This window comes from Streptomyces sp. NPDC002730, from assembly GCF_042888805.1.
Taxonomy (GTDB): domain Bacteria; phylum Actinomycetota; class Actinomycetes; order Streptomycetales; family Streptomycetaceae; genus Streptomyces.
On record NZ_JBIAQG010000014.1, the window covers coordinates 60,143 to 78,871 of the forward strand.

Annotated in this window: 16 protein-coding genes and 1 pseudogene; 10 read left to right on the forward strand and 7 right to left on the reverse strand. The window is 69.0% G+C overall.

Annotated elements, in window-relative coordinates; genetic code table 11:
- Positions 1-78: 78 nt before the first annotated feature.
- Positions 79-1,716, reverse strand: a complete 1,638-nt coding sequence (locus ACFYXH_RS31735) for an FAD-dependent oxidoreductase (RefSeq protein ID WP_389570200.1) — start codon at positions 1,714-1,716, stop codon at positions 79-81.
- Between the two features lie 261 nt (positions 1,717-1,977).
- Between ACFYXH_RS31735 and ACFYXH_RS31740 the strand changes: the two genes are divergently transcribed.
- The 7 genes from ACFYXH_RS31740 to ACFYXH_RS31770 all read left to right on the forward strand — a co-directional run bounded on the left by ACFYXH_RS31740 (position 1,978) and on the right by ACFYXH_RS31770 (position 7,226).
- Positions 1,978-3,099 (forward strand): SchA/CurD-like domain-containing protein, encoded by a 1,122-nt coding sequence (locus ACFYXH_RS31740; protein ID WP_389570204.1) that lies wholly within the window; start codon positions 1,978-1,980, stop codon positions 3,097-3,099.
- 70 nt (positions 3,100-3,169) lie between these two features.
- The gene (locus ACFYXH_RS31745) at positions 3,170-3,604 is read left to right on the forward strand and encodes a cupin domain-containing protein (RefSeq protein WP_385301427.1); all 435 of its coding nucleotides are present in this window, start codon (positions 3,170-3,172) and stop codon (positions 3,602-3,604) included.
- Positions 3,601-4,869: a beta-ketoacyl-[acyl-carrier-protein] synthase family protein gene (locus ACFYXH_RS31750; RefSeq protein WP_389570207.1), complete on the forward strand. Its 1,269-nt coding sequence runs from the start codon at positions 3,601-3,603 to the stop codon at positions 4,867-4,869. The genes ACFYXH_RS31745 and ACFYXH_RS31750 overlap by 4 nt, the downstream gene beginning before the upstream one ends.
- Positions 4,866-6,116 (forward strand): beta-ketoacyl synthase N-terminal-like domain-containing protein, encoded by a 1,251-nt coding sequence (locus ACFYXH_RS31755; RefSeq protein WP_389570209.1) that lies wholly within the window; start codon positions 4,866-4,868, stop codon positions 6,114-6,116. Before ACFYXH_RS31750 ends, ACFYXH_RS31755 begins: the two co-directional genes overlap by 4 nt.
- 14 nt (positions 6,117-6,130) lie before the next feature.
- On the forward strand, positions 6,131-6,385 hold the full coding sequence (locus ACFYXH_RS31760; RefSeq protein WP_327326749.1) for an acyl carrier protein: 255 nt from the start codon (positions 6,131-6,133) through the stop codon (positions 6,383-6,385).
- 1 nt (position 6,386) lies between these two features.
- A complete protein-coding gene (locus ACFYXH_RS31765) occupies positions 6,387-6,866 on the forward strand; it encodes an SRPBCC family protein (protein WP_327326750.1) in 480 nt (159 codons plus the stop codon).
- 27 nt (positions 6,867-6,893) lie between these two features.
- Positions 6,894-7,226, forward strand: a complete 333-nt coding sequence (locus tag ACFYXH_RS31770; protein ID WP_327326751.1) for a TcmI family type II polyketide cyclase — start codon at positions 6,894-6,896, stop codon at positions 7,224-7,226.
- 84 nt (positions 7,227-7,310) lie between these two features.
- Here the strand turns inward: ACFYXH_RS31770 and ACFYXH_RS31775 are convergent, their stop codons facing one another.
- Entirely contained in the window at positions 7,311-8,378 is a 1,068-nt protein-coding gene (locus ACFYXH_RS31775; RefSeq protein ID WP_389570214.1) for a methyltransferase, read from the reverse strand.
- Positions 8,379-8,410: 32 nt separating this feature from the next.
- Positions 8,411-9,475 carry a nitrous oxide reductase family maturation protein NosD gene (locus ACFYXH_RS31780; RefSeq protein WP_389570217.1) on the reverse strand — a complete coding sequence of 355 codons (1,065 nt, stop codon included), beginning with the start codon at positions 9,473-9,475 and terminating at the stop codon, positions 8,411-8,413.
- Positions 9,476-9,615: 140 nt separating this feature from the next.
- On the opposite strand from ACFYXH_RS31780, the gene ACFYXH_RS31785 reads away from it, so the two are divergent.
- Positions 9,616-10,515: a hypothetical protein gene (locus ACFYXH_RS31785; protein ID WP_389570220.1), complete on the forward strand. Its 900-nt coding sequence runs from the start codon at positions 9,616-9,618 to the stop codon at positions 10,513-10,515.
- 51 nt (positions 10,516-10,566) lie between these two features.
- Here the strand turns inward: ACFYXH_RS31785 and ACFYXH_RS31790 are convergent, their stop codons facing one another.
- Positions 10,567-10,992: an acyl-CoA thioesterase gene (locus tag ACFYXH_RS31790; protein ID WP_389570223.1), complete on the reverse strand. Its 426-nt coding sequence runs from the start codon at positions 10,990-10,992 to the stop codon at positions 10,567-10,569.
- A gap of 281 nt (positions 10,993-11,273) precedes the next feature.
- Positions 11,274-11,684 (reverse strand): Fur family transcriptional regulator, encoded by a 411-nt coding sequence (locus ACFYXH_RS31795; RefSeq protein WP_362677164.1) that lies wholly within the window; start codon positions 11,682-11,684, stop codon positions 11,274-11,276.
- Positions 11,685-11,914: 230 nt separating this feature from the next.
- On the opposite strand from ACFYXH_RS31795, the pseudogene ACFYXH_RS31800 reads away from it, so the two are divergent.
- Positions 11,915-12,258, forward strand: a pseudogene (locus ACFYXH_RS31800) (Fur family transcriptional regulator).
- 33 nt (positions 12,259-12,291) lie between these two features.
- Complete coding sequence (katG, locus tag ACFYXH_RS31805) at positions 12,292-14,523, forward strand: catalase/peroxidase HPI (RefSeq protein WP_389570227.1); 2,232 nt, start codon at positions 12,292-12,294, stop codon at positions 14,521-14,523.
- A 269-nt stretch (positions 14,524-14,792) separates the two neighbouring features.
- On the opposite strand, the gene ACFYXH_RS31810 is transcribed toward katG, so the two are convergent.
- Together ACFYXH_RS31810 and ACFYXH_RS31815 are read right to left on the reverse strand one after the other, a co-directional pair.
- Entirely contained in the window at positions 14,793-17,615 is a 2,823-nt protein-coding gene (locus ACFYXH_RS31810) for a DUF5682 family protein (RefSeq protein ID WP_389570230.1), read from the reverse strand.
- On the reverse strand, positions 17,612-18,724 hold the full coding sequence (locus ACFYXH_RS31815) for an AAA family ATPase (RefSeq protein ID WP_389570233.1): 1,113 nt from the start codon (positions 18,722-18,724) through the stop codon (positions 17,612-17,614). Before ACFYXH_RS31815 ends, ACFYXH_RS31810 begins: the two co-directional genes overlap by 4 nt.
- Positions 18,725-18,729 lie beyond the last annotated feature (5 nt).

Genomic DNA, 18,729 nt, shown 5'->3' on the forward strand with positions numbered 1-18,729 from the left:
CCGCTGTCGGGGGCGGTGCTGATGCTGCCGGATGCGGGCCGAGGTCTGGTCTGGCCGGTGCGGCTTTCGGCGGTACGGTCAGTCCCGGTACAGCAACGTCGTCATGACCTCGCGGACGGTGGCCTCCGGATCAGCCACCGCGCCCGCCGACCGCCAGGCGACGAAGCCGTCCGGGCGCACGATCAGCGCGCCCTCCGCCGTCGTGCCGTGCGTCTCGGCCCAGTCGGCCCCGTTCCCGGGCGTCAGGTCGGCGTCCGGTCCCGCACCGATCGCGTACGCGTCAAGCCGCACGGACAGCAGCTCGGCGACCTTCCGGGCCGCCGCACGCCACGCCGTGCCCTCCGAGCTGAGCAGCACGAACGCCCGCTCGTAGAGGTCCAGCGTGGACATCCGCTCACCCGATCTGACGACCCACATATGGGGGGACCTGGTGCCGGGTTCGCCCGTCAGCTGCATTCGCTCGGGCACCACGGGCCGTTCGGGGTCCACACCCAGGACGGCGCCGTGGGGGTAGCCGTAGCCCATGGCCACATTGAGGATCCCGCCCTGCCGTCCGCCGCCCGGGGTGCCGACAGGCGCGTACCCCGGGTGGCTGTGTTCGGCGGAGCGGGCCGACGCGCGCTCGCTCGTCGCGCGCGCCACCGGCAGCCGCTCGGACTCGTACGTCGAGAGCAGTTCCGGCCCCGCCGCGCCCTCCAGCACCGCCGCGAGCTTCCAGGCGAGGTTGTGCGCGTCCTGGATTCCGGTGTTGGAGCCGAAAGCTCCGGTCGGGGACATCTCGTGGGCCGAGTCCCCGGCGAGGAAGACCCGGCCCGAGGAGTACCGCTCGGCGACCCGTTCCGCGGCGTGCCACGGCGCCATACCGGTGATCTCAACATCCATGCCTGACACGTCCGTTGCCCGGCGGATGTGCTCGATGCACCGCTCGTCGGTGAAGTCCGCGAGCGTCTCGCCCTGCTCCGGGTGCCACGGCGCGTGGAACACCCACTGCTCCTTGTTGTCCACCGGCAGCAGAGCGCCGTCCGCTTCGGGGTTGGTGAGGTAGCAGCAGATGAAGCGCCGGTCGCCCAGCGCCTCCGCGAGCCGCCGCGAACGGAAGGTGATACTCACGTTGTGGAACAGGTCGCCGTGGCCCGTCTGGCCGATGCGGAGCTGCTCCCGGATAGGGCTCCGCGGCCCGTCGGCCGCGACGAGATAGTCCGCGCGCACCTTGGTGTGCTTGCCGGTCTCCCGGTCCTTCATGACCGCGCTCACGCCCGTCGCGTCCTGCTCGAAGGTCATCAGTTCGGTGGAGAACCGCAGGTCGCCGCCCTCCCTGCGGGCGCAGGACAGCAGCACGGGTTCGAGGTCGTTCTGACTGCACAGGCACCACGAGCTCGGGCTGAAGCGCGCGAGCGCACCGCCGGGGTCGATCTCTTTGAACAGCCAGTCCTGGTCGTCGCCGGTCAGCGATCCCGCTTGCAGGATGCCGTGGTTCTCCGCGAGGACCGATGCGGCCTGCCGGATCTCCGGCTCTGCCTCGGCGCCGCGGAACAGCTCCATCGTCCGAACGTTGTTCCCGCGTCCACGCGGGTGCTTCGAGGTGCCTGAGTGCTTCTCGATCAGCAGGTGACTGATGCCGAGGCGGCCCAGGAACAGCGAGGTGGACAGGCCCACCAGGGACCCGCCCACGATCAGGACCGGCACGCGGTGGTCGATGTTCTCTTCCAATTCCATGAGTTGCTCCAGCTCCTGCCGCCCTAGGGGGATGGAACTTTCATGCCCTCTACGGGAGCCGTTTGCTCGCGCATTCACCCGCATGGTTCTCAGCTCTCGCGCCACTCGTGGTACCGGACCACGATCGGTTGCGGGAGCGCCCCTCAACACATGGGAGGCGGACCGTCCGTATCCGCAGGGCGATTGACCCGGCGGATTCCACTGACGACGGACGAGGTCCACGCGAAGTGGCGGCCACGCTGTCGCAAAGGAGAGTGAAAGATGACAACCCTGTCGGAACGGACATCGCAGTCCGCCTTCGACGGCTCCAGGCTTCGGGTCGTCCTGCTATTGGATCTTCATGACGGTGCCCAGAACCAGTTCCTGGAGGCGTACGAGCATCTGCGAAACCAGGTGGCGTCGATCCCCGGTCACATCAGCGACCAGCTCTGCCAGTCGATCGAGAACCCGTCGCAGTGGCTCATCACCAGCGAATGGGAGAGCGCACCGCCCTTCCTGGCCTGGGTGAACAGCGAGGAGCACGTCGAGACGGTCCAGCCGCTGCACAGCTGCGTGCGCGACACGCGGTCGCTGCGGTTCAGCATTCTGCGGGAGACCGAAGGGGCCGCCAGCGGTGCCCCTGACAAGCTCAAGGGCGGGCTCCAGGCCTCGCCCAGGCTCGGGGACGGCGTGGTCCGGCACGCGCTCACCTTCACGGTCAAGCCGGGCAGCGAGAAGGAGGTCGCGAAGATCCTCGCCGGCTACACCTCCCCGGCGGCCCAGGTCGACGAGCACACCCGGTTGCGCCGTACCTCGCTCTTCATGCACGGCAACCGCGTCGTGCGGGCCATCGAGGTGCAGGGGGACTTGCTCGCGGCACTGCGCTACGTGGCCCGCCAGCCGGAGGTCAGGAAGGTGGAGGAGGCCATCAACCCGTATCTGGAGCAGGACCGGGACCTGAACGATCAGGACTCCGCCCGGATGTTCTTCACCCGGGCGGCGCTCCCGGCGGTCCACCATGTGGCGGCCGACGGGCCCCCGCCCGCCGACGTACACCGGCACGCGCTGCTCTACCAGGCCAAGGAGGGCTGCGGGATGGCCCTGGCCCGGCTGCTCGCCAAGCAGGCCGAGACGGCGGCCAACGACCCCACGACCCCCATCGCGAGCTGCACCATCTTCCAGCGCGACGACATCGTGGTCCGGCTCGTCGATATGAACGGTCCGCTCGAAGCGCGGCCCGAACTGGCGCTCGGCATCAGCGGTGCCAGGAAGGCAGCCACGCTCACCCGTCTGCTCGCCACCGGAAAGGACGGCGTGCCGACCACCGACGAGGAGTTCTCACGCTTCCTCGCCAGCTCCGACATGCGCCTGATCACGGACCGGTGTGCCTCGTCGGAATCCTGAACCCGATTGTCCGGCCCATCCAGCCACGCGGCCAAGGCCGTCGGGGGCAACGCACCTGGAGGAAGCAGTCATGACCACGCACCGCCCACGCATCGTGGACCTCAGCGAGACCCAGCCCAACCGCAGGCGCGGAGGCGACCTGCGCGCCATGCTCACCCCGACCGCGGTGGGTGCCACCACTGGCTTCATGGGGCTGGCCATCGTGCAGCCCGGTGAGCGCATCGGGGAGCACTACCACCCGTACTCCGAGGAGTTCGTCTACGTCGTCAGCGGGCTCCTCGAGGTGGACCTGGACGGAGAGACGCATGCGATGCGACCCGATCAGGGCCTCATGATCCCGCTGAATATGCGCCACCGGTTCCGCAACGTCGGAAACGTGGAGGCCCGCATGGTGTTCCACCTCGGTCCGCTGGCCCCGCGCCCGGAGCTCGGGCACGTCGACACCGAGGACACCGAGAACTCCGAGCAGGGCCTGCCGCCGGAACGGACTGGGGCGGTGTCGTGAACCGGCGGGTGGCGGTCACCGGGGTCGGTATCGTCGCCCCCGGCGGAGTTGGCGCCACGGCGTTCTGGGACCTGCTCGCCAACGGCCGTACGGCGACGCGGGGCATCACCCTCTTCAACCCGGAGGGTTTCCGCTCCCGTATCGCCGCCGAGGTCGACTTCGATCCGGCGGCGCACGGTCTCGACGAGAACCAGGTGGCGCGCTCCGACCGGTACATCCAGTTCGCGCTGGTGGCCGCCCGGGAGGCGGTGCGTGACGCCGGTCTCGACCCCGAGAAGGAGGATCCCTGGCGCGTCGGGGTGTCGTTGGGCACCGCGGTCGGCGGCACCACACGTCTCGAGCACGACTACGTCGCCGTCAGCGAGAGCGGCACGTACTGGGACGTGGACCACCACCCGGCCGGACCTCATCTGCAGCGCGCGTTCTCGCCCAGCTCACTCGCTTCCGCGGTGGCCGAGCAGGTCGGCGCCCACGGCCCGGTGCAGACCGTCTCGACGGGCTGCACCTCGGGACTCGACGCGATCGGCTACGCCTTCCACGCCATTGAGGAGGGCCGGCTCGACGTCTGCATAGCGGGCGCGTCGGACTCGCCCATCTCACCCATCACCGTGGCGTGCTTCGACGCGATCAAAGCCACCTCGCCGAACAACGACGACCCGGCCCACGCCTCCCGGCCGTTCGACGCCAACCGGGACGGGTTCGTCATGGGCGAGGGCGGCGCCGTCCTCATCCTGGAGGACCTGGAGCACGCTCGCGCCCGCGGCGCGCGTGTGTACTGCGAGATAGGGGGTTACGCCACCTTCGGCAACGCCTACCACATGACCGGGCTCACCCCCGAGGGACTGGAGATGGCCCAGGCGATCAACACCGCCCTCGACCACGCCCGTATCGACCGCTCACAGATCGACTACGTCAACGCACACGGCTCCGGCACCAAACAGAACGACCGGCACGAGACAGCCGCGGTGAAGCGCTCACTGGGCGACCACGCCTTCAAAACGCCCATGAGCTCCATCAAATCCATGGTGGGCCACTCGCTGGGCGCCATCGGCGCGATCGAACTCGTGGCCTGTGTCCTTGCCATGGCCCACCAGGTGGTGCCGCCGACGGCGAACTACGAGACCCCCGACCCCGAGTGCGACCTCGACTATGTGCCGCGCACCGCCCGCTCACGGAAGCTGCACAGCGTGCTCTCGGTGGGCAGCGGATTCGGCGGTTTCCAGTCGGCGGTCGTCATGACCAGACCAAGTGGGAGGACCCTATGAGCTCCCGGCAGGATCGGCACACGGTCGTCACCGGCATCGGTGTCATAGCCCCCAACGGGGCCAACACCGAGGCCTTCTGGAAGTCGACCCACGAGGGCGTCAGCGTCCTCGACCGCGTCACCCGCGAGGGCTGCGAGCATCTTCCGCTCCGCGTCGCGGGCGAGGTGCGCGACTTCGACGCGACTGCGCTGATAGAGGAGCGCTTTCTCGTCCAGACGGACCGGTTCACGCACTTCGCGATGGCAGCGGCCGATCTCGCCATGGACGACGCCCGGCTCGGCCGCGGCGACTACGAGGGTTCGCCCTTCGCCGTGGGTGTGGTGACCGCGGCGGGTTCCGGTGGTGGCGAGTTCGGACAGCGCGAACTGCAGCGGCTGTGGGGACAGGGCTCCCGCTTCGTCGGCCCGTACCAGTCCATCGCCTGGTTCTACGCCGCGAGCACCGGCCAGATATCCATCCGCGGCGGCTTCAAGGGGCCGTGCGGCGTCGTGGCCAGCGACGAGGCGGGCGGGCTCGACGCGCTCGCGCATGCCGCCGGTGCCATCCGCCGCGGCACCGACGCGGTCGTGGTCGGTGCCGCGGAAGCCCCGCTGGCGCCCTACTCGGTCGTCTGCCAGCTGGGGTACGAGGATCTCAGCACCGGCGAGGAACCGGACCGCGCCTACCGGCCGTTCACCGCCGACGCCTGCGGCTTCGTCCCTGCCGAAGGCGGCGCGATGCTCGTGGTCGAGGAGGAGACGGCGGCCCGCCGCCGAGGGGCCCGGGTCCGCGCCCGGGTGGCCGGGCACGCCGCGACCTTCACCGGACCGTCGCGGTGGGAGGAGTCCCGGGAGGGACTGGCCCAGGCGATCCGTGGCGCTCTGAGGGAAGCCGGGTGCGCGCCGGAGGAGATCGACGTGGTCTTCGCGGACGCGCTCGGCGTACCGGAGGCCGACCGCGCCGAGGCGATGGCGATCGCCGACGCGCTGGGCGCGCACGGCTGCAAGGTACCGGTGACGGCGCCCAAGACCGGTATCGGCCGGGCCTACTGCGGCGGACCCGTGCTCGACGCGGCCGCCGCCGTGCTGGCCATGGAGCGCGACCTCGTACCACCCACTCCCAATGTCTTCGACGTGTGCCACGACCTCGACGTCGTGACCGGCCGGGCGCGACCCGCTCAGCTGCGGACTGCGCTGGTGCTGAGCCGCGGGCTCATGGGCTCGAACGCGGCACTGGTGCTGCGGCACGCCACCGAAACCCCCTCATGAGAAGGAGAGCACTCATGTCCGCTCTGACCATCCAAGAACTGGCCGCACTGATGAAGAAGGGCGCCGGCGTCACCGTCGACCCCTTGGACCTGGCAAACCGGCCCAACACCCGCTTCGACGAGTTCGGCCTCGACTCGCTGGGCCTGCTCGGCATCGTCGGCGAGCTGGAGAACCGGCACGGCCGCCCCCTGCCCGCCGACGCGGACCGGTGCAAGACCCCGCAGGAGTTCCTCGAACTCGTCAACAACAGCCTCATGACTGGAGCCTGACGTGCCCGGACACACCGAGAACGAAATCACCGTCGCCGCCCCCCTGGACCTCGTCTGGGACATGACCAACGACCTCGAGAACTGGCCTCAGCTGTTCAGCGAGTACGCGTCGGTCGAGGTCCTGTCCCGGGAGGGCGATACGACGACCTTCCGGCTGACCATGCACCCCGACGAGAACGGCAAGATCTGGAGCTGGGTCTCGGAACGGACGATCGACCGCAAGGGCCGGAAGGTACGGGCCCGCCGCGTCGAGACCGGCCCCTTCGAGCGCATGGACATCCGGTGGGAGTACACGGAGGTCCCCGGCGGCACCCGGATGCACTGGACCCAGGACTTCGCGATGAAGCCGGAAGCCCCGGTCGACGACGCCTGGATGACCGACAACATCAACCGCAACTCCCGGGTCCAGATGGAACTCATCCGGGACAAGATCGAGCAGCGCGACCGCGACAGCCGTACCGCCGCCGTCACCCCCAACTGAGCCCGGGCAAGGAAAGGGAGCCTCCCGATGCACCAAGCTCTGATCGTCGCCCGTATGGCGCCGGAATCGGCCCCGGACATCGCCAAGCTGTTCGCGGCCTCCGACGCCGGTGAACTTCCGCACCTCGTCGGCGTCACCCGCCGCAGCCTGTTCCAGTTCGGCGATGTGTATATGCACCTGATCGAGTCCGAGAAGCCGCCCGGCCCCGAGATCGCGAAGGTGACGGAACATCCGGCCTTCCGGGACATCAGCGACCGGCTCACGGCCTTCGTCAGTCCGTACAACCCGGAGACCTGGCGGACCCCGAAGGACGCGATGGCCCACCAGTTCTACCGGTGGGAGCGCGACGGAACCACATGAGGACATGCGATCGCCCCGGGTCCGGGCTGAGAAGCCGGACTCGGGGCGTTGTTGCGGGTGTTGAGGTGCGGAGAGCGACCAGGGTCACCCGGGGACGGTGCATTCGAACGCGTCGAGGTACGGGTTGACCGGGCGGATCTCGCCGATGAGCAGACCCGCCTTCGTCACTCTTTCCACCAGGCTCTCCTTGGTGTGCTTCGCGCCGCCGACGTTGAGCAGCAGAAGCAGATCCATGGCCGTGGTGAACTTCATCGAGGGAGTGTCGTCCACGAGGTTCTCGATGACCACGACCCGGGCTCCCGGCCGCGCCGCCGCGACGATGTTCCCCAGAGTTCTGCGGGTGCTCTCGTCGTCCCACTCCAGGATGTTCTTGATGATGTAGAGATCGGCCTCGACCGGGATGTCCTGGCGGCAGTCCCCGGGGACGATACGGACCCGATCCGCGAGCGAACCCCCTTCGCGCAGCCGGGGATCCGCCTTCGCGACCACGTCGGGCAGATCGAGCAGCGTGCCCCGGACGGTCGGATGCTTCTCCAGCAGGCTCGCGAGCACATGCCCCTGGCCGCCGCCGATGTCCGCGACCACCGAGATACCGGTCAGGTCGAGGAGCTCCGCGACTTCCAGCGCCGACTGCCTGCTGGACGTGGTCATGGCCCGGTTGAACACCTGGGCCGACTCGTGCGCGTCCTGGTGCAGGTACTCGAAGAACCCCTTGCCGTACAGCTCGTGGAAGACGCTCCCGCCGGAACGCACCGCCTCGTCGAGCCGGGGCCAGGCGTCCCAGGTCCACGGCTCTGTGCACCACAGGGCGATGTACCGCAGGCTGTTGGGATCGTCCTCGCGCAGCATCAGCGACATGTCCGTGTGGGCGAACGTCCCGTCCTCGGTCTCGACGAAGATGCCGTAGCAGGACAGGGTGCGCAGCAGCCGGCGCAGCGACTTGGGTTCGCAGTCCACCGCGGTCGCGAGCTGCTCCGCGGTGGCGGGCGAATCGCCGAGCGCGTCGGCCACGCCCAGCCGGGCAGCCGCGCGTACGGCAGCGGCGCACGCCGCCCCGAAGACAAGCTCCCGCAGCCGCATGGCGGGCGGGGGAGTGGACACGACGGGGGTAGTGACGGTGGTGGTGACGGGGGTGGGACTTACGGTGGTCATACCGCCTCGATTCTCCTGCTGAGGGGGAACACTCAGCACATCCCTGCGGGTTCGGAAGCCAGGCACTCATTGCTGAGGAACTCGTTGCGCGTTCCGCCACCCCGGTTGGCCAGGTCAGCCGTCTTGTTGCCCTGCACCCAGTTGTCCTTGATGACATTTCCGGTGTTGACGGCGCCCACGAAGCTCTGGAACAGCACGACTCCGCCGGAGAGCGGCGAGGAGCCGACATTTTCCATGATCAGGTTCGATTGGACGACGGCGGACTCGGTACCGGTGAGGACGATGCCGGATCCCTGGATGGCGGGGAGGCGGGTGGTGGCGGGGCAGAACTTGTTGTTCCGGTAGATCCAGTTGTCGCGGACGGTCATCGCCCCGGCCGTGGGCTTCGACTCGTCGCCCACGATGAACAACCCGGCGCAGTTTCCGGTCATGGTGTTGGCGCGGACGCTGAGGTTTCTGACCCGCCTGACCGTGACTCCGATCCGGTTGCCCGTCAGCCGGTTGTACGCGACCACCGTCCTCTTGGTGTCGGTCGCCCCGGCCTCCCGGTCGACCGTGTTGGCGATGAAGATGCCGGCGTCTCCGCTGCCCCGGACCGTGTTGTTACGGATCACCGACCGGGTGGACATCTCCTGGGCGATGCCCCAGGTGCCGTTCTTCTCGGCCGTCACCTGCTGGACCGTCAGCCGGTCGGTGCGGGTGGCCCAGATGGCACTCTTCTTGAAGCCTGAAAGGGTCAGCGAGCGGATGCTGACGCCTACTACGTCCTTCTTCGCCTTACCCGTCACACAGATGCCGTTGCCGGCCCGGGCGCAGACGTTCGCGGCCGACGTGGTCGCCGTCCGCGGCTTGATCACGGTCGCCTCGCCCATCCCGCTCAGGGTCAGGTTCGACTTCGTGACAAGGACGCTTTCGCGGTAGGTGCCGGCCGCGATGACAATGGTGTCTCCCGGACTGGCGGCGTTCACCGCTTTCTGGATCGATTCGCCCGGATGCACCGTGTGGGTGGCCGCGCCGGCGGACGGAGCGGCTGCGCCCAGTCCGGAGACCATGATGACCGCGGTGCATGCGAGGCACGTGAACTGTCGTTTCGTCATGAGCCGAAGTTATGGTCGATCATCCCCGCTCGCCACATGGAGTGAGCGTATGGATACATCCCGTGCGCGAGTGGGTGTTTTTCGGTGGTCGCGCGGCCCGGCCCCAGCCCCTCCCGACGGCCCCTCTAGGGTGGCCTCTTATGTGGTCAGGACAGCAGCCGCCGGGGGGCGAGGAGCACTCCCAGGACGGGTATGTGAATCCGTATCAGCAGCCGAATCCGTACGCGACGGGTACGCCGCCCGAGCCTCCGCGCGGCGGCCGCAGCACGACGGCCGTCGCCGTCGCCGCGGCCACCGCCGTCGTCATCGCCGCCGGTGTCACCGGCTATCTGGTCCTGGGCGGCGACAAGGACGACACGGCGGATCCGGGGCCGACCCGATCGGCGTCGTCCCCGGCGTCCGAGCCGACCGGTTCGGGCGACGACGATGCGCGCGACGCCGCCGACCCGAAACCGGTGATTCCCGGCTGGAAGGTCGTGGTGAACCCGAAGCGCGGCATTGCCTTCGACGTTCCCCCGGAATGGGGGCTCAAGTCGCCGAGCTGGTCCAGCTACGTCTCCGACAACAACGACCCGGAGGACAAACCCCTCATCGGCTTCTCGGCCCCGGCGATGTTCAAGGAGAAGTGGTGCCAGTCCGACGACGACAAGAACGGCACCCTGGAGGACACGGCGCTCGCCACTGCCGGCTCCAGAGGTGAGACGGGGGCCAGGACCACCGAGGAGGCCGCCCGCAACAGCGTGTCCCTGTGGCTCTATGGCGCGTACACCCAGCCGGACAAGAAGAAGATCAAGCCCGGTGCGGTGGAGCCGTACACCGCGAGGTCCGGCATCAAGGGCAGCGTGGCGACGGCGGTGTCCTCCGGCGTCGAGAAGAAGGGCAAGTGCGAAACCGAGGGCAAGGCCACCACGTTCGCCTTCGAGGACTCCAAGGGCGACTTCGTGTCCTGGACCTTCCTCGGCGCGAAGGACGTTGCGGGTGAGGTGCCGGACGCGACGGTACGGAAGATCCTGAGCACGGTGCGCCTGGTCGGCGGCTGACACTCGCACCGGAGCTCCACCGGGCCGCGACAGCGGCCCGGTGGAACCGTGTCAGAGGCCGAACACGCCAGGGTCGGAGGCCACGGCGCGGAAGTACTCGTGCGGGTCGGCGACCAGCTTGCGTGCCTTCAGGTCGAGCAGACCTCCGACACTGACGACCTCGGCCACGAGAGTGTTGTCGTCCGTACGGTGGAACGTCTGCTCCACCTGGAACGACCTGCCCTCCCCGAAGATGAACGCGCAGGTTATGTCGACGTCATCACCCGCGACCACCTCGCGGTGGTACCGGATCGTGGTCTCCAGATTGATCGGGCCGACGCCCTTCGCCAGCAGTGCGTTCTGCTCGATTCCGGCTGCCCGCAGCAACTCCCAGCGCGCGTGCTCCGCATGCTGCAGATACACCGTGCCGTTGAGGTGCCCCTGCGCATCGATCTCGTAACCGCGGACGGTAACCCTCACGGTAAACAGGTCTGCCATTTTTCAATCCCTTCAACAGGGCGCCGTTCAAGCGCCTTGTTGAAGGTAACGGCCCACTTCCACCCGGGAGTTGGTGTCGGTCGTGAGCTCGGCCCTCTGCACATGGGTGGCGTCGCGTCGCGGGGCAGGGTTCCTTCCTTCCCGGACGCGGCCGTGTGCCGTGCCCGGGGAACCGCGTTGGTGGTCGAGGAGCAGGAGGGGAGGACATTGATGACTGTCACGGAGACGGGCAGAGGATTCCTGCGAACGGTCGCCGAGCGCGCTCGCAGGGCAAGCACTGCCTAGGCGCAGGAGGGGCACAGCCCGCGGTAGGTGACCTCGACCTCGGACACCGTGAAGCCGAACCGTTCCTCCGCCGGGAGGTCGGTCAGCGGATTGCCGGTCGGGTGGACATCGCGGATGGTGCCGCAGTTGGAGCACACCAGGTGCTGGTGCGGGTGGTGTGCGTTGGGGTCGTAACGCTTGGCGCGGCCGTCGGTGGAGACCTCTATGACCTCACCGAGGGAGACCAGCTCGCCCAGGGCGTTGTAGACGGTCGCACGGGAGATCTCGGGCAGCCGCTGTACCGCGCGGGCGTGCACCTCGTCGGCCGTGAGATGCACGTGGTCGCCGTCGAGGACCTCCGCAACGACACGCCGCTGGGAGGTCATCCGCCAGCCACGCCCTCGCAGTCGCTCCAGCAGGTCACTCATATCGGTTCACCTATTCAGGTTCGGTGGGATACTCGAAGTTTACTGGTGGACATCCGGGTTCCGATTGGATAGGGGTTTGGCGCACTTCTTGACTTGGACTCTGTCCATCGTAGGATCGGTTCCGGTGATAGCCAAGGGACAGGAAGACTCCAGTACAGAACTCCGGTACAGACAGGAGACAGAGACGTGACGGGACCACCACCGCGGACCTGCGCGGTGTCGGCCTGCGGGTGACGGCCGCCCGCGTCGCGCTGCTCGAGACCGTCCAGGACGGTGACCGCCTCGGTGTCGAGGCGATCGCCTCCGGGGTGCGCGATCGCGTGGGCCATATCTCCCTTCAAGTCGTGTGTGAGGCCCTCTACGCGCTCACCGTGGCGGGACTCGTACGCCGCATCGATCCGGCCGGCAGCCCGGCCCGGTTCGAGGGACGACTCGTGGCCTCGCCGACGTCGACTGCGCGGTCGGCGAGGCCACCTGTCTGACCGCGTCCGACGACCAAGGCTTCTCGATCGACGAGGCCGAGGTCATCTACTGGGGCCTGTACCCCGACTGTTCCACCGCCCACAGTTTCTGAGCACCATGATCCGCCCAGTTCGGAAGGATTCCCATGTCTGAGAACCATGATGCGATCGTCACAGACGCGAAGACGGAGGGTGGAGGTGGCTGCCCGGTCGCGCACGGGCGCGCCCCGCACCCGACTCAGGGCGGCGGAAACCGCCAGTGGTGGCCGGAGCGGCTCAACCTGAAGATCCTTGCCAAGAACCCCGCCGTGGCCAACCCCCTCGGCGAGGATTTCGACTACGCCGAGGCGTTCAAGACCCTCGACCTCCCGGCTGTGAAGCAGGACATCGCGGAGGTGCTGACGACCTCGCAGGACTGGTGGCCCGCCGACTTCGGCCACTACGGCCCGTTCATGATCCGGATGGCGTGGCACAGCGCGGGTACCTACCGGATCAGCGACGGCCGCGGCGGCGGCGGGGCCGGCCAGCAGCGCTTCGCCCCCCTCAACAGCTGGCCGGACAACGGGAACCTCGACAAGGCCCGCCGCCTGCTGTGGCCGGTCAAGAAGAAGTACGGCCAGAGCCTCTCGTGGGCCGACCTCATGATCCTCGCCGGCAATGTCGCCCTGGAGTCGATGGGCTTCGAGACCTTCGGCTTCGGCGGCGGTCGTGCGGACGTCTGGGAGCCCGACGAGGACGTCTACTGGGGTCCCGAGACCACCTGGCTCGACGACGAGCGCTACACCGGCGACCGGGAGCTGGAGAACCCCCTCGGCGCGGTCCAGATGGGCCTCATCTACGTCAACCCGGAGGGCCCGAACGGCAACCCGGACCCCCTCGCCGCGGCCCGCGACATCCGTGAGACGTTCCGCCGGATGGCGATGAACGACGAGGAGACCGTCGCCCTGATCGCGGGCGGTCACACCTTTGGCAAGACCCACGGCGCGGGCCCGGCGGAGAGCGTCGGCCCCGACCCCGAGGCCGCCCCGCTCGAGGAGCAGGGCCTCGGCTGGAGGAACTCGTTCGGCACAGGCAAGGGTGGCGACGCGATCACCAGCGGTCTTGAGGGTATCTGGACGAACACCCCGATCACGTGGGACAACAGCTTCTTCGAGATCCTGTTCGGCAACGAGTGGGAGCTGTTCCAGAGCCCCGCCGGGGCGCACCAGTGGAAGCCGAAGGAGGGCGCCGGGGCGGGCACCGTGCCCGACGCCCACGACCCGTCGAAGAGCCACGCCCCCACGATGCTGACGACCGATCTCTCGCTCCGGTTCGATCCTGCCTACGAGCAGATCTCGCGGCGCTTCCTGGAGAACCCCGCCGAGTTCGCGGACGCCTTCGCCCGCGCGTGGTTCAAGCTGACCCACCGCGACATGGGCCCGATCGTGCGCTACCTCGGCCCTGAGGTCCCGGCCGAGACGCTGCTGTGGCAGGACCCCCTCCCCGCGGTGACGCACGAGCTCATCGACGCCGAGGACATCGCCTCCCTCAAGGGCCAGATCCTCGCCTCGGGCCTGTCGGTGTCCCAGCTCGTGTCCTCCGCGTGGGCGTCGGCCTCGTCCTTCCGCGGCAGCGACAAGCGCGGCGGCGCCAACGGTGCGCGCATCCGCCTCCAGCCGCAGAGCGGGTGGGAGGTCAACGAGCCCGACCAGCTGGCGACGGTGCTGCGCACCCTGGGTGGGATCCAGGAGGCCTTCAACGCCGCCGGGACCGGCGGCAAGCAGATCTCGCTCGCCGACCTGATCGTGCTCGCCGGTGGTGCCGCCGTCGAGCAGGCCGCCAAGGACGCCGGCTTCGCTGTCGAGGTCCCCTTCACGCCGGGCCGCGTGGACGCGTCGCAGGAGCAGACCGACGTGGAGTCGTTCGCCGCGCTCGAGCCGACCGCCGACGGGTTCCGCAACTACCTCGGGAAGGGCAACCGGCTGCCGGCCGAGTACCTGCTGACCGACCGGGCGAACCTCCTGACCCTGAGCGCCCCCGAGATGACGGCCCTCGTCGGTGGCCTCCGGGTCCTGGGCGCGAACTACCAGCAGTCGCCGCTCGGCGCCTTCACCACGACCCCCGGGTCTCTGACCAACGACTTCTTCGTCAACCTGCTCGACCTGGGCACGACGTGGAAGTCGACGTCCGAGGACGCGAACACGTTCGAGGGTCGCGACGCCGCCACGGGCGAGGTCAAGTGGACCGGCAGCCGTGCCGACCTCGTCTTCGGGTCGAACTCCGAGCTGCGCGCGCTCGCGGAGGTCTACGCGAGCGATGACGCGAAGGAGAAGTTCGTGAACGACTTCGTCGCGGCGTGGGACAAGGTGATGAACCTCGACCGGTTCGACCTCGTCTGATCATGACGTCCAGGTCGGCCCCCGCCGGCCGACCTGGACGTCCTTGACCGCCCCGCAGCTCCGGCACACCAGGTGATGATCGGGCAGGCCCGGAGCCCGAGCCCTGGCCGACCGGGTGGATGTGACGGCGGCCGTGGCCCGGCAGCTGAGCGTGGATTTCGCGCGGCTGCGGCGGGACCTGGGCCCGCTTGCCGGGCCGCGTCGGCGGCGCCCGCAGCTCGGGTCGCCGTCGGCGGCGAATCCGCTGCGTGGGTTTCACCCCGCCGAAGTCATGTGCCGGCCAGCAGCACCTCCAGCGCCACCGCCGTGTCCGGATGGCGGCCTACCAGCGCCGCGCCCTGCGGGCCAGGATCCGCCGTCTCCCACGTCCCGTCGCAGCCCAGCAGTCTCGCCACCGCGTCGCACGTCGCGGGGTGGGCAGCGAGCAGCGTGCCACCTCGGCTGCCGTCCGTGCGCCGCGCCGGATGCACGGCTTCCGGCTCCGGCTGCGCCCGCCACGGCGGCACCCACTCGTCCAGCACTGCAAGCCGGCCGGGGAAGATCCGTCCGGCCTCACGAATCAGCAGCGGGGCCAGCTCGGTGCCACCCGATCGCAGGGTGGTGATCAGGGTCGGCAGCCACGGCAGGAGCACCGGGTCCGGCAGCCGTCCGAACGCGTTCGACACCGCTTCCACGACGAAGTCGGTGAGGCCTGGGACGGGCTCCAAGGCGTGTACGAAGCCGCTGAGGTAGCGCGGATAGGCAGGCACCACCAAGGGATTGCCCAGCAGTTCGTCACACCTCGCCCGAAGGTCCGCGCGGGAGAGGTGCCCGAGCTGCGTCTGGGCCGCCCACAGCAGCGCCGTCTTCGACTGGTCCTGTGGATGCGACTGGGCGACCGCCAGCTCCAGTTGGGTCCGGTCGCAGCCCAGCGACAGCGCCAGGCTCTCCATGCTGAACAAGAAGCCCAGCATCGCCGCCACGTGGCGGACGGTGGCGTCGTCGTCGGTGAACGCCGTCGGCAGCAGGGTGCAGTAGTGGGCGTATCCGGTCTTGACGAAGGACTCGATCCACGGCGGCAGTACCGGCTCGCTGGTGCGGTAGTACGCCAACAGCCGCCGCACCCGGCGCAGGACCTCCGGTGCGCCGTCGACGCTGCGTTCGGCCGACAGAACTTCCAGGGCGCGTGTGCCCAGCTCGTCGGCAAGCCGGCGGCTGCGCAGGTACAGCGTCGCGTCCTCGACGGCTTCCAGGACGGTTGCCGCGGTGGCCTGCGGGCCGTACGCCGTGCGGCGCAGGCGCTGTTCCAGGACCTGCTCGATGCTGACGCCCTCGTAGCCGAGCTCGATGAGCGCACGCTGGTGGGTGCCCAGCGCAAGGTCCCACGACTCCTGGATCGGGCGCTCGCCGAGCCTCCGCTCGCCCATGATGGGCCGCGCGGTGCCCTGCGGCATCAGGTAGCGCAGCATCCACAGCACGTCGGAGCACTGCCCCAGTTCCGGCCGGGAGGCGATGTCAAGCAACGCCCGTTGCACACCGCGCTGCTGGAGCTTCAGGTTCAGCGGCGCGAGCCGGTCGTGGACGTCGCGGGCCAGGGGTGGCAGCGCGTCGTAGCCGACTTGGCCTATCTTGTCGCCGCCCATCATGATCTCCACGAGGCGGCGCACGTCGCGCCGGCCGGGCACGGTGTCCTTCTCGATGCAGGTGACGGCCGCGTCCTGGAAGTCGTACGGCGTCGGCTTGGCCCGGTCACGCATGCCGGCCAGCAGGATCGACGTCTCAAACACCGCGATGGCGTCGGCGGTGGAGGCGAGGTAGCCGTTACGGCGCGCGGCGCGCACGATCTCCACCGACCAGCCGAGCAGTTCGGTCTCGTCCAGCCGGTCCAGGACGGGCGGTTGCTGCAGGAAGCCGGTCAGCTTGTCCGAGAGCGGGACCGCCGGTACGGGAGCCACCGCGGCCGCGGTCTTCCTGGCCTTCGATTTCTTCGCGCCCGCCTGTCCCGCCAGGCGGTACGGCTCCACGCGCGTGCGCCTGACGTTCTTCGCCCAGACCGTCGCGGCGATCGACACCGAGCCGGCGGCGAGACCGAACTGCGCCTCGATCGCCGCGTGGCTGGACGGAATCAGGCCGTGCTGCCACTTGGTGGCACTGAGCGGGCTGATCTCGAAGGTGTCGGTGCCGTGGACGCCGAACTCCGCGACACGGCTGGCCGCGTGGAAGGCGCCGCAGATGTAGAGGCAGTCCGCGGGATCGGTGCCGGTCGCGGCCAGGTGCTGGCGCATCCTGGTCCACATGTAGCGCTCGCGGTCCTCGTCCACGTGCACCCGATGGGGGTCGCCGGGTGCGAGGCGGCGGAAGAGGCTGCCGATCAGGAGCATGACCTGCCGGTAGGTGTCGTGGTCGCTGTCGCCGAGCGGGAGTTCGACGTACTGGTGCCACCACTCCGACCAGTGCCGCACCCTGCCGTGATGCAGCAGGTGTTCCTCCAGTTCGGCGAAGCGCGGCCGCAGGTCGCCTATCCCCACGCCGACCGCGTCACCGTGCAGCGCGGCCTCCTCCTCGGCAGGCGGTGCGTCCGACCCCCCTGGATCGGCGCCGGGCTCGGCCGGGTCGTCGGGGTGTCTCCCGCGCGCGTCCCACTGGTAGACGTGGTCCGAGGAACGGTCGACGAGGACCAGTTCGACGCCCGGCGTGTCCAGCGCGTAGGCGATCGCCTGGTACTCGGCCGAGGCCTCGGTGATCGGTGCGACCACCGACAGCGGAGACCACTCGGCCGGGAAGCCGTCGACCTCGGTCGCGAACGCCTGGACCGCCACCGGGAGCCTGCAGTTGCGCAGTTCGGTCAGCAGCGGCGCCATGTCCTCGCACAGCTCCAGGTACACGACCTTCGGCTGCTTCTCCCGCAGGCGGCGTGCCATCGCGAGCGCCGAGGCGGGCGAGTGGTGACAGACGGGGAAGATCTCCAGTGGCTCGCCCACCGCGCGGTCGACGTCCTCGACGAGGCCGAGGAGGATGCCCTCCAGTGCGCCGGGCCCGTCGGCGAACGTCGCTGCGGCCTCCTGCAGCTGCGCGCGCAGCGCTTCGAAGGTCCCCTCGTGCGTACCGCTCATGACAGGGTGGCGATCGCGTCGCGGCCGCCCTCCAGGAACTCCGGCCAGGATCCGCCCTCTTCCTTGCTGCGCGGCTCGACGACGCCATGCAGGTACTTGTTGAGGATGGCCAAGTCCTCGGGCTCGCGCCGGGCCAGTGACCCGACGAGCGAGGAGGCCAGCGTGTGGGCGGTCAGCGCGCGCTCGCCGAAGAAATTGCCGTGCAGGATGGCGTCCTCGAGCACGCCTATCTGTTCGGCGGTGGACAGCGCGGACTCCAGCTTCTCGTCGTCGCTGCCGGCCGCGGCCGCCGAGGCGCGCAGGTCGGCGAAGCTCTGCAGCAGCACGTCGAGCAGCGTCGGCGGCACGTCCAGCTCGATCTGGTGGCGGCGCAGCAGTTCCTCGGTACGGAAGCGGACGATCTCCGCCTCGCTCTTCTTGTTCGTCACCACCGGGATGCGGACGAAGTTGAAGCGGCGCTTGAGCGCCGAGGACAGGTCGTTGACGCCCCGGTCACGGCTGTTGGCGGTGGCGATGATCGAGAAGCCGGGCTTGGCGAAGACGATGTTCTCGCTGTCCAGTTCGGGAACCGAGATGTACTTCTCCGACAGGATCGAGATCAACGCGTCCTGGACGTCGCTGGTGGAGCGGGTGAGTTCCTCGAAACGGCCGATCGCGCCGCTCTCCATCGCGGTCATGATCGGCGAGGGGATCATCGACTCCCGCGACTGGCCCTTGGCGATGACCATGGACACGTTCCAGGAGTACTTGATGTGGTCCTCGGTGGTGCCGGCCGTGCCCTGCACGACCAGCGTGGAGTTGCGGCAGATCGCGGCGGACAGCAGCTCGGCCAGCCAGCTCTTGCCGGTGCCGGGGTCGCCGATGAGCAGCAGGCCGCGGTCGGAGGCCAGCGTGACGATGGAGCGCTCGACGAAACTGCGGTCTCCATACCACTTCTGCGAGACTTCCCGGTCCAGACCGTCCGAGCGCTCGGAGCCCAGGACGAACAGCCGGACCATCTTCGGGGACAGCCTCCAGGAGAAGGGCTTGGGGTTGTCGTCGATGGACTCCAGCCAGTCCAGTTCCTCGGCGTACTTGATCTCGGCAGGGGCGCGCAACATGTCTGACATAACAG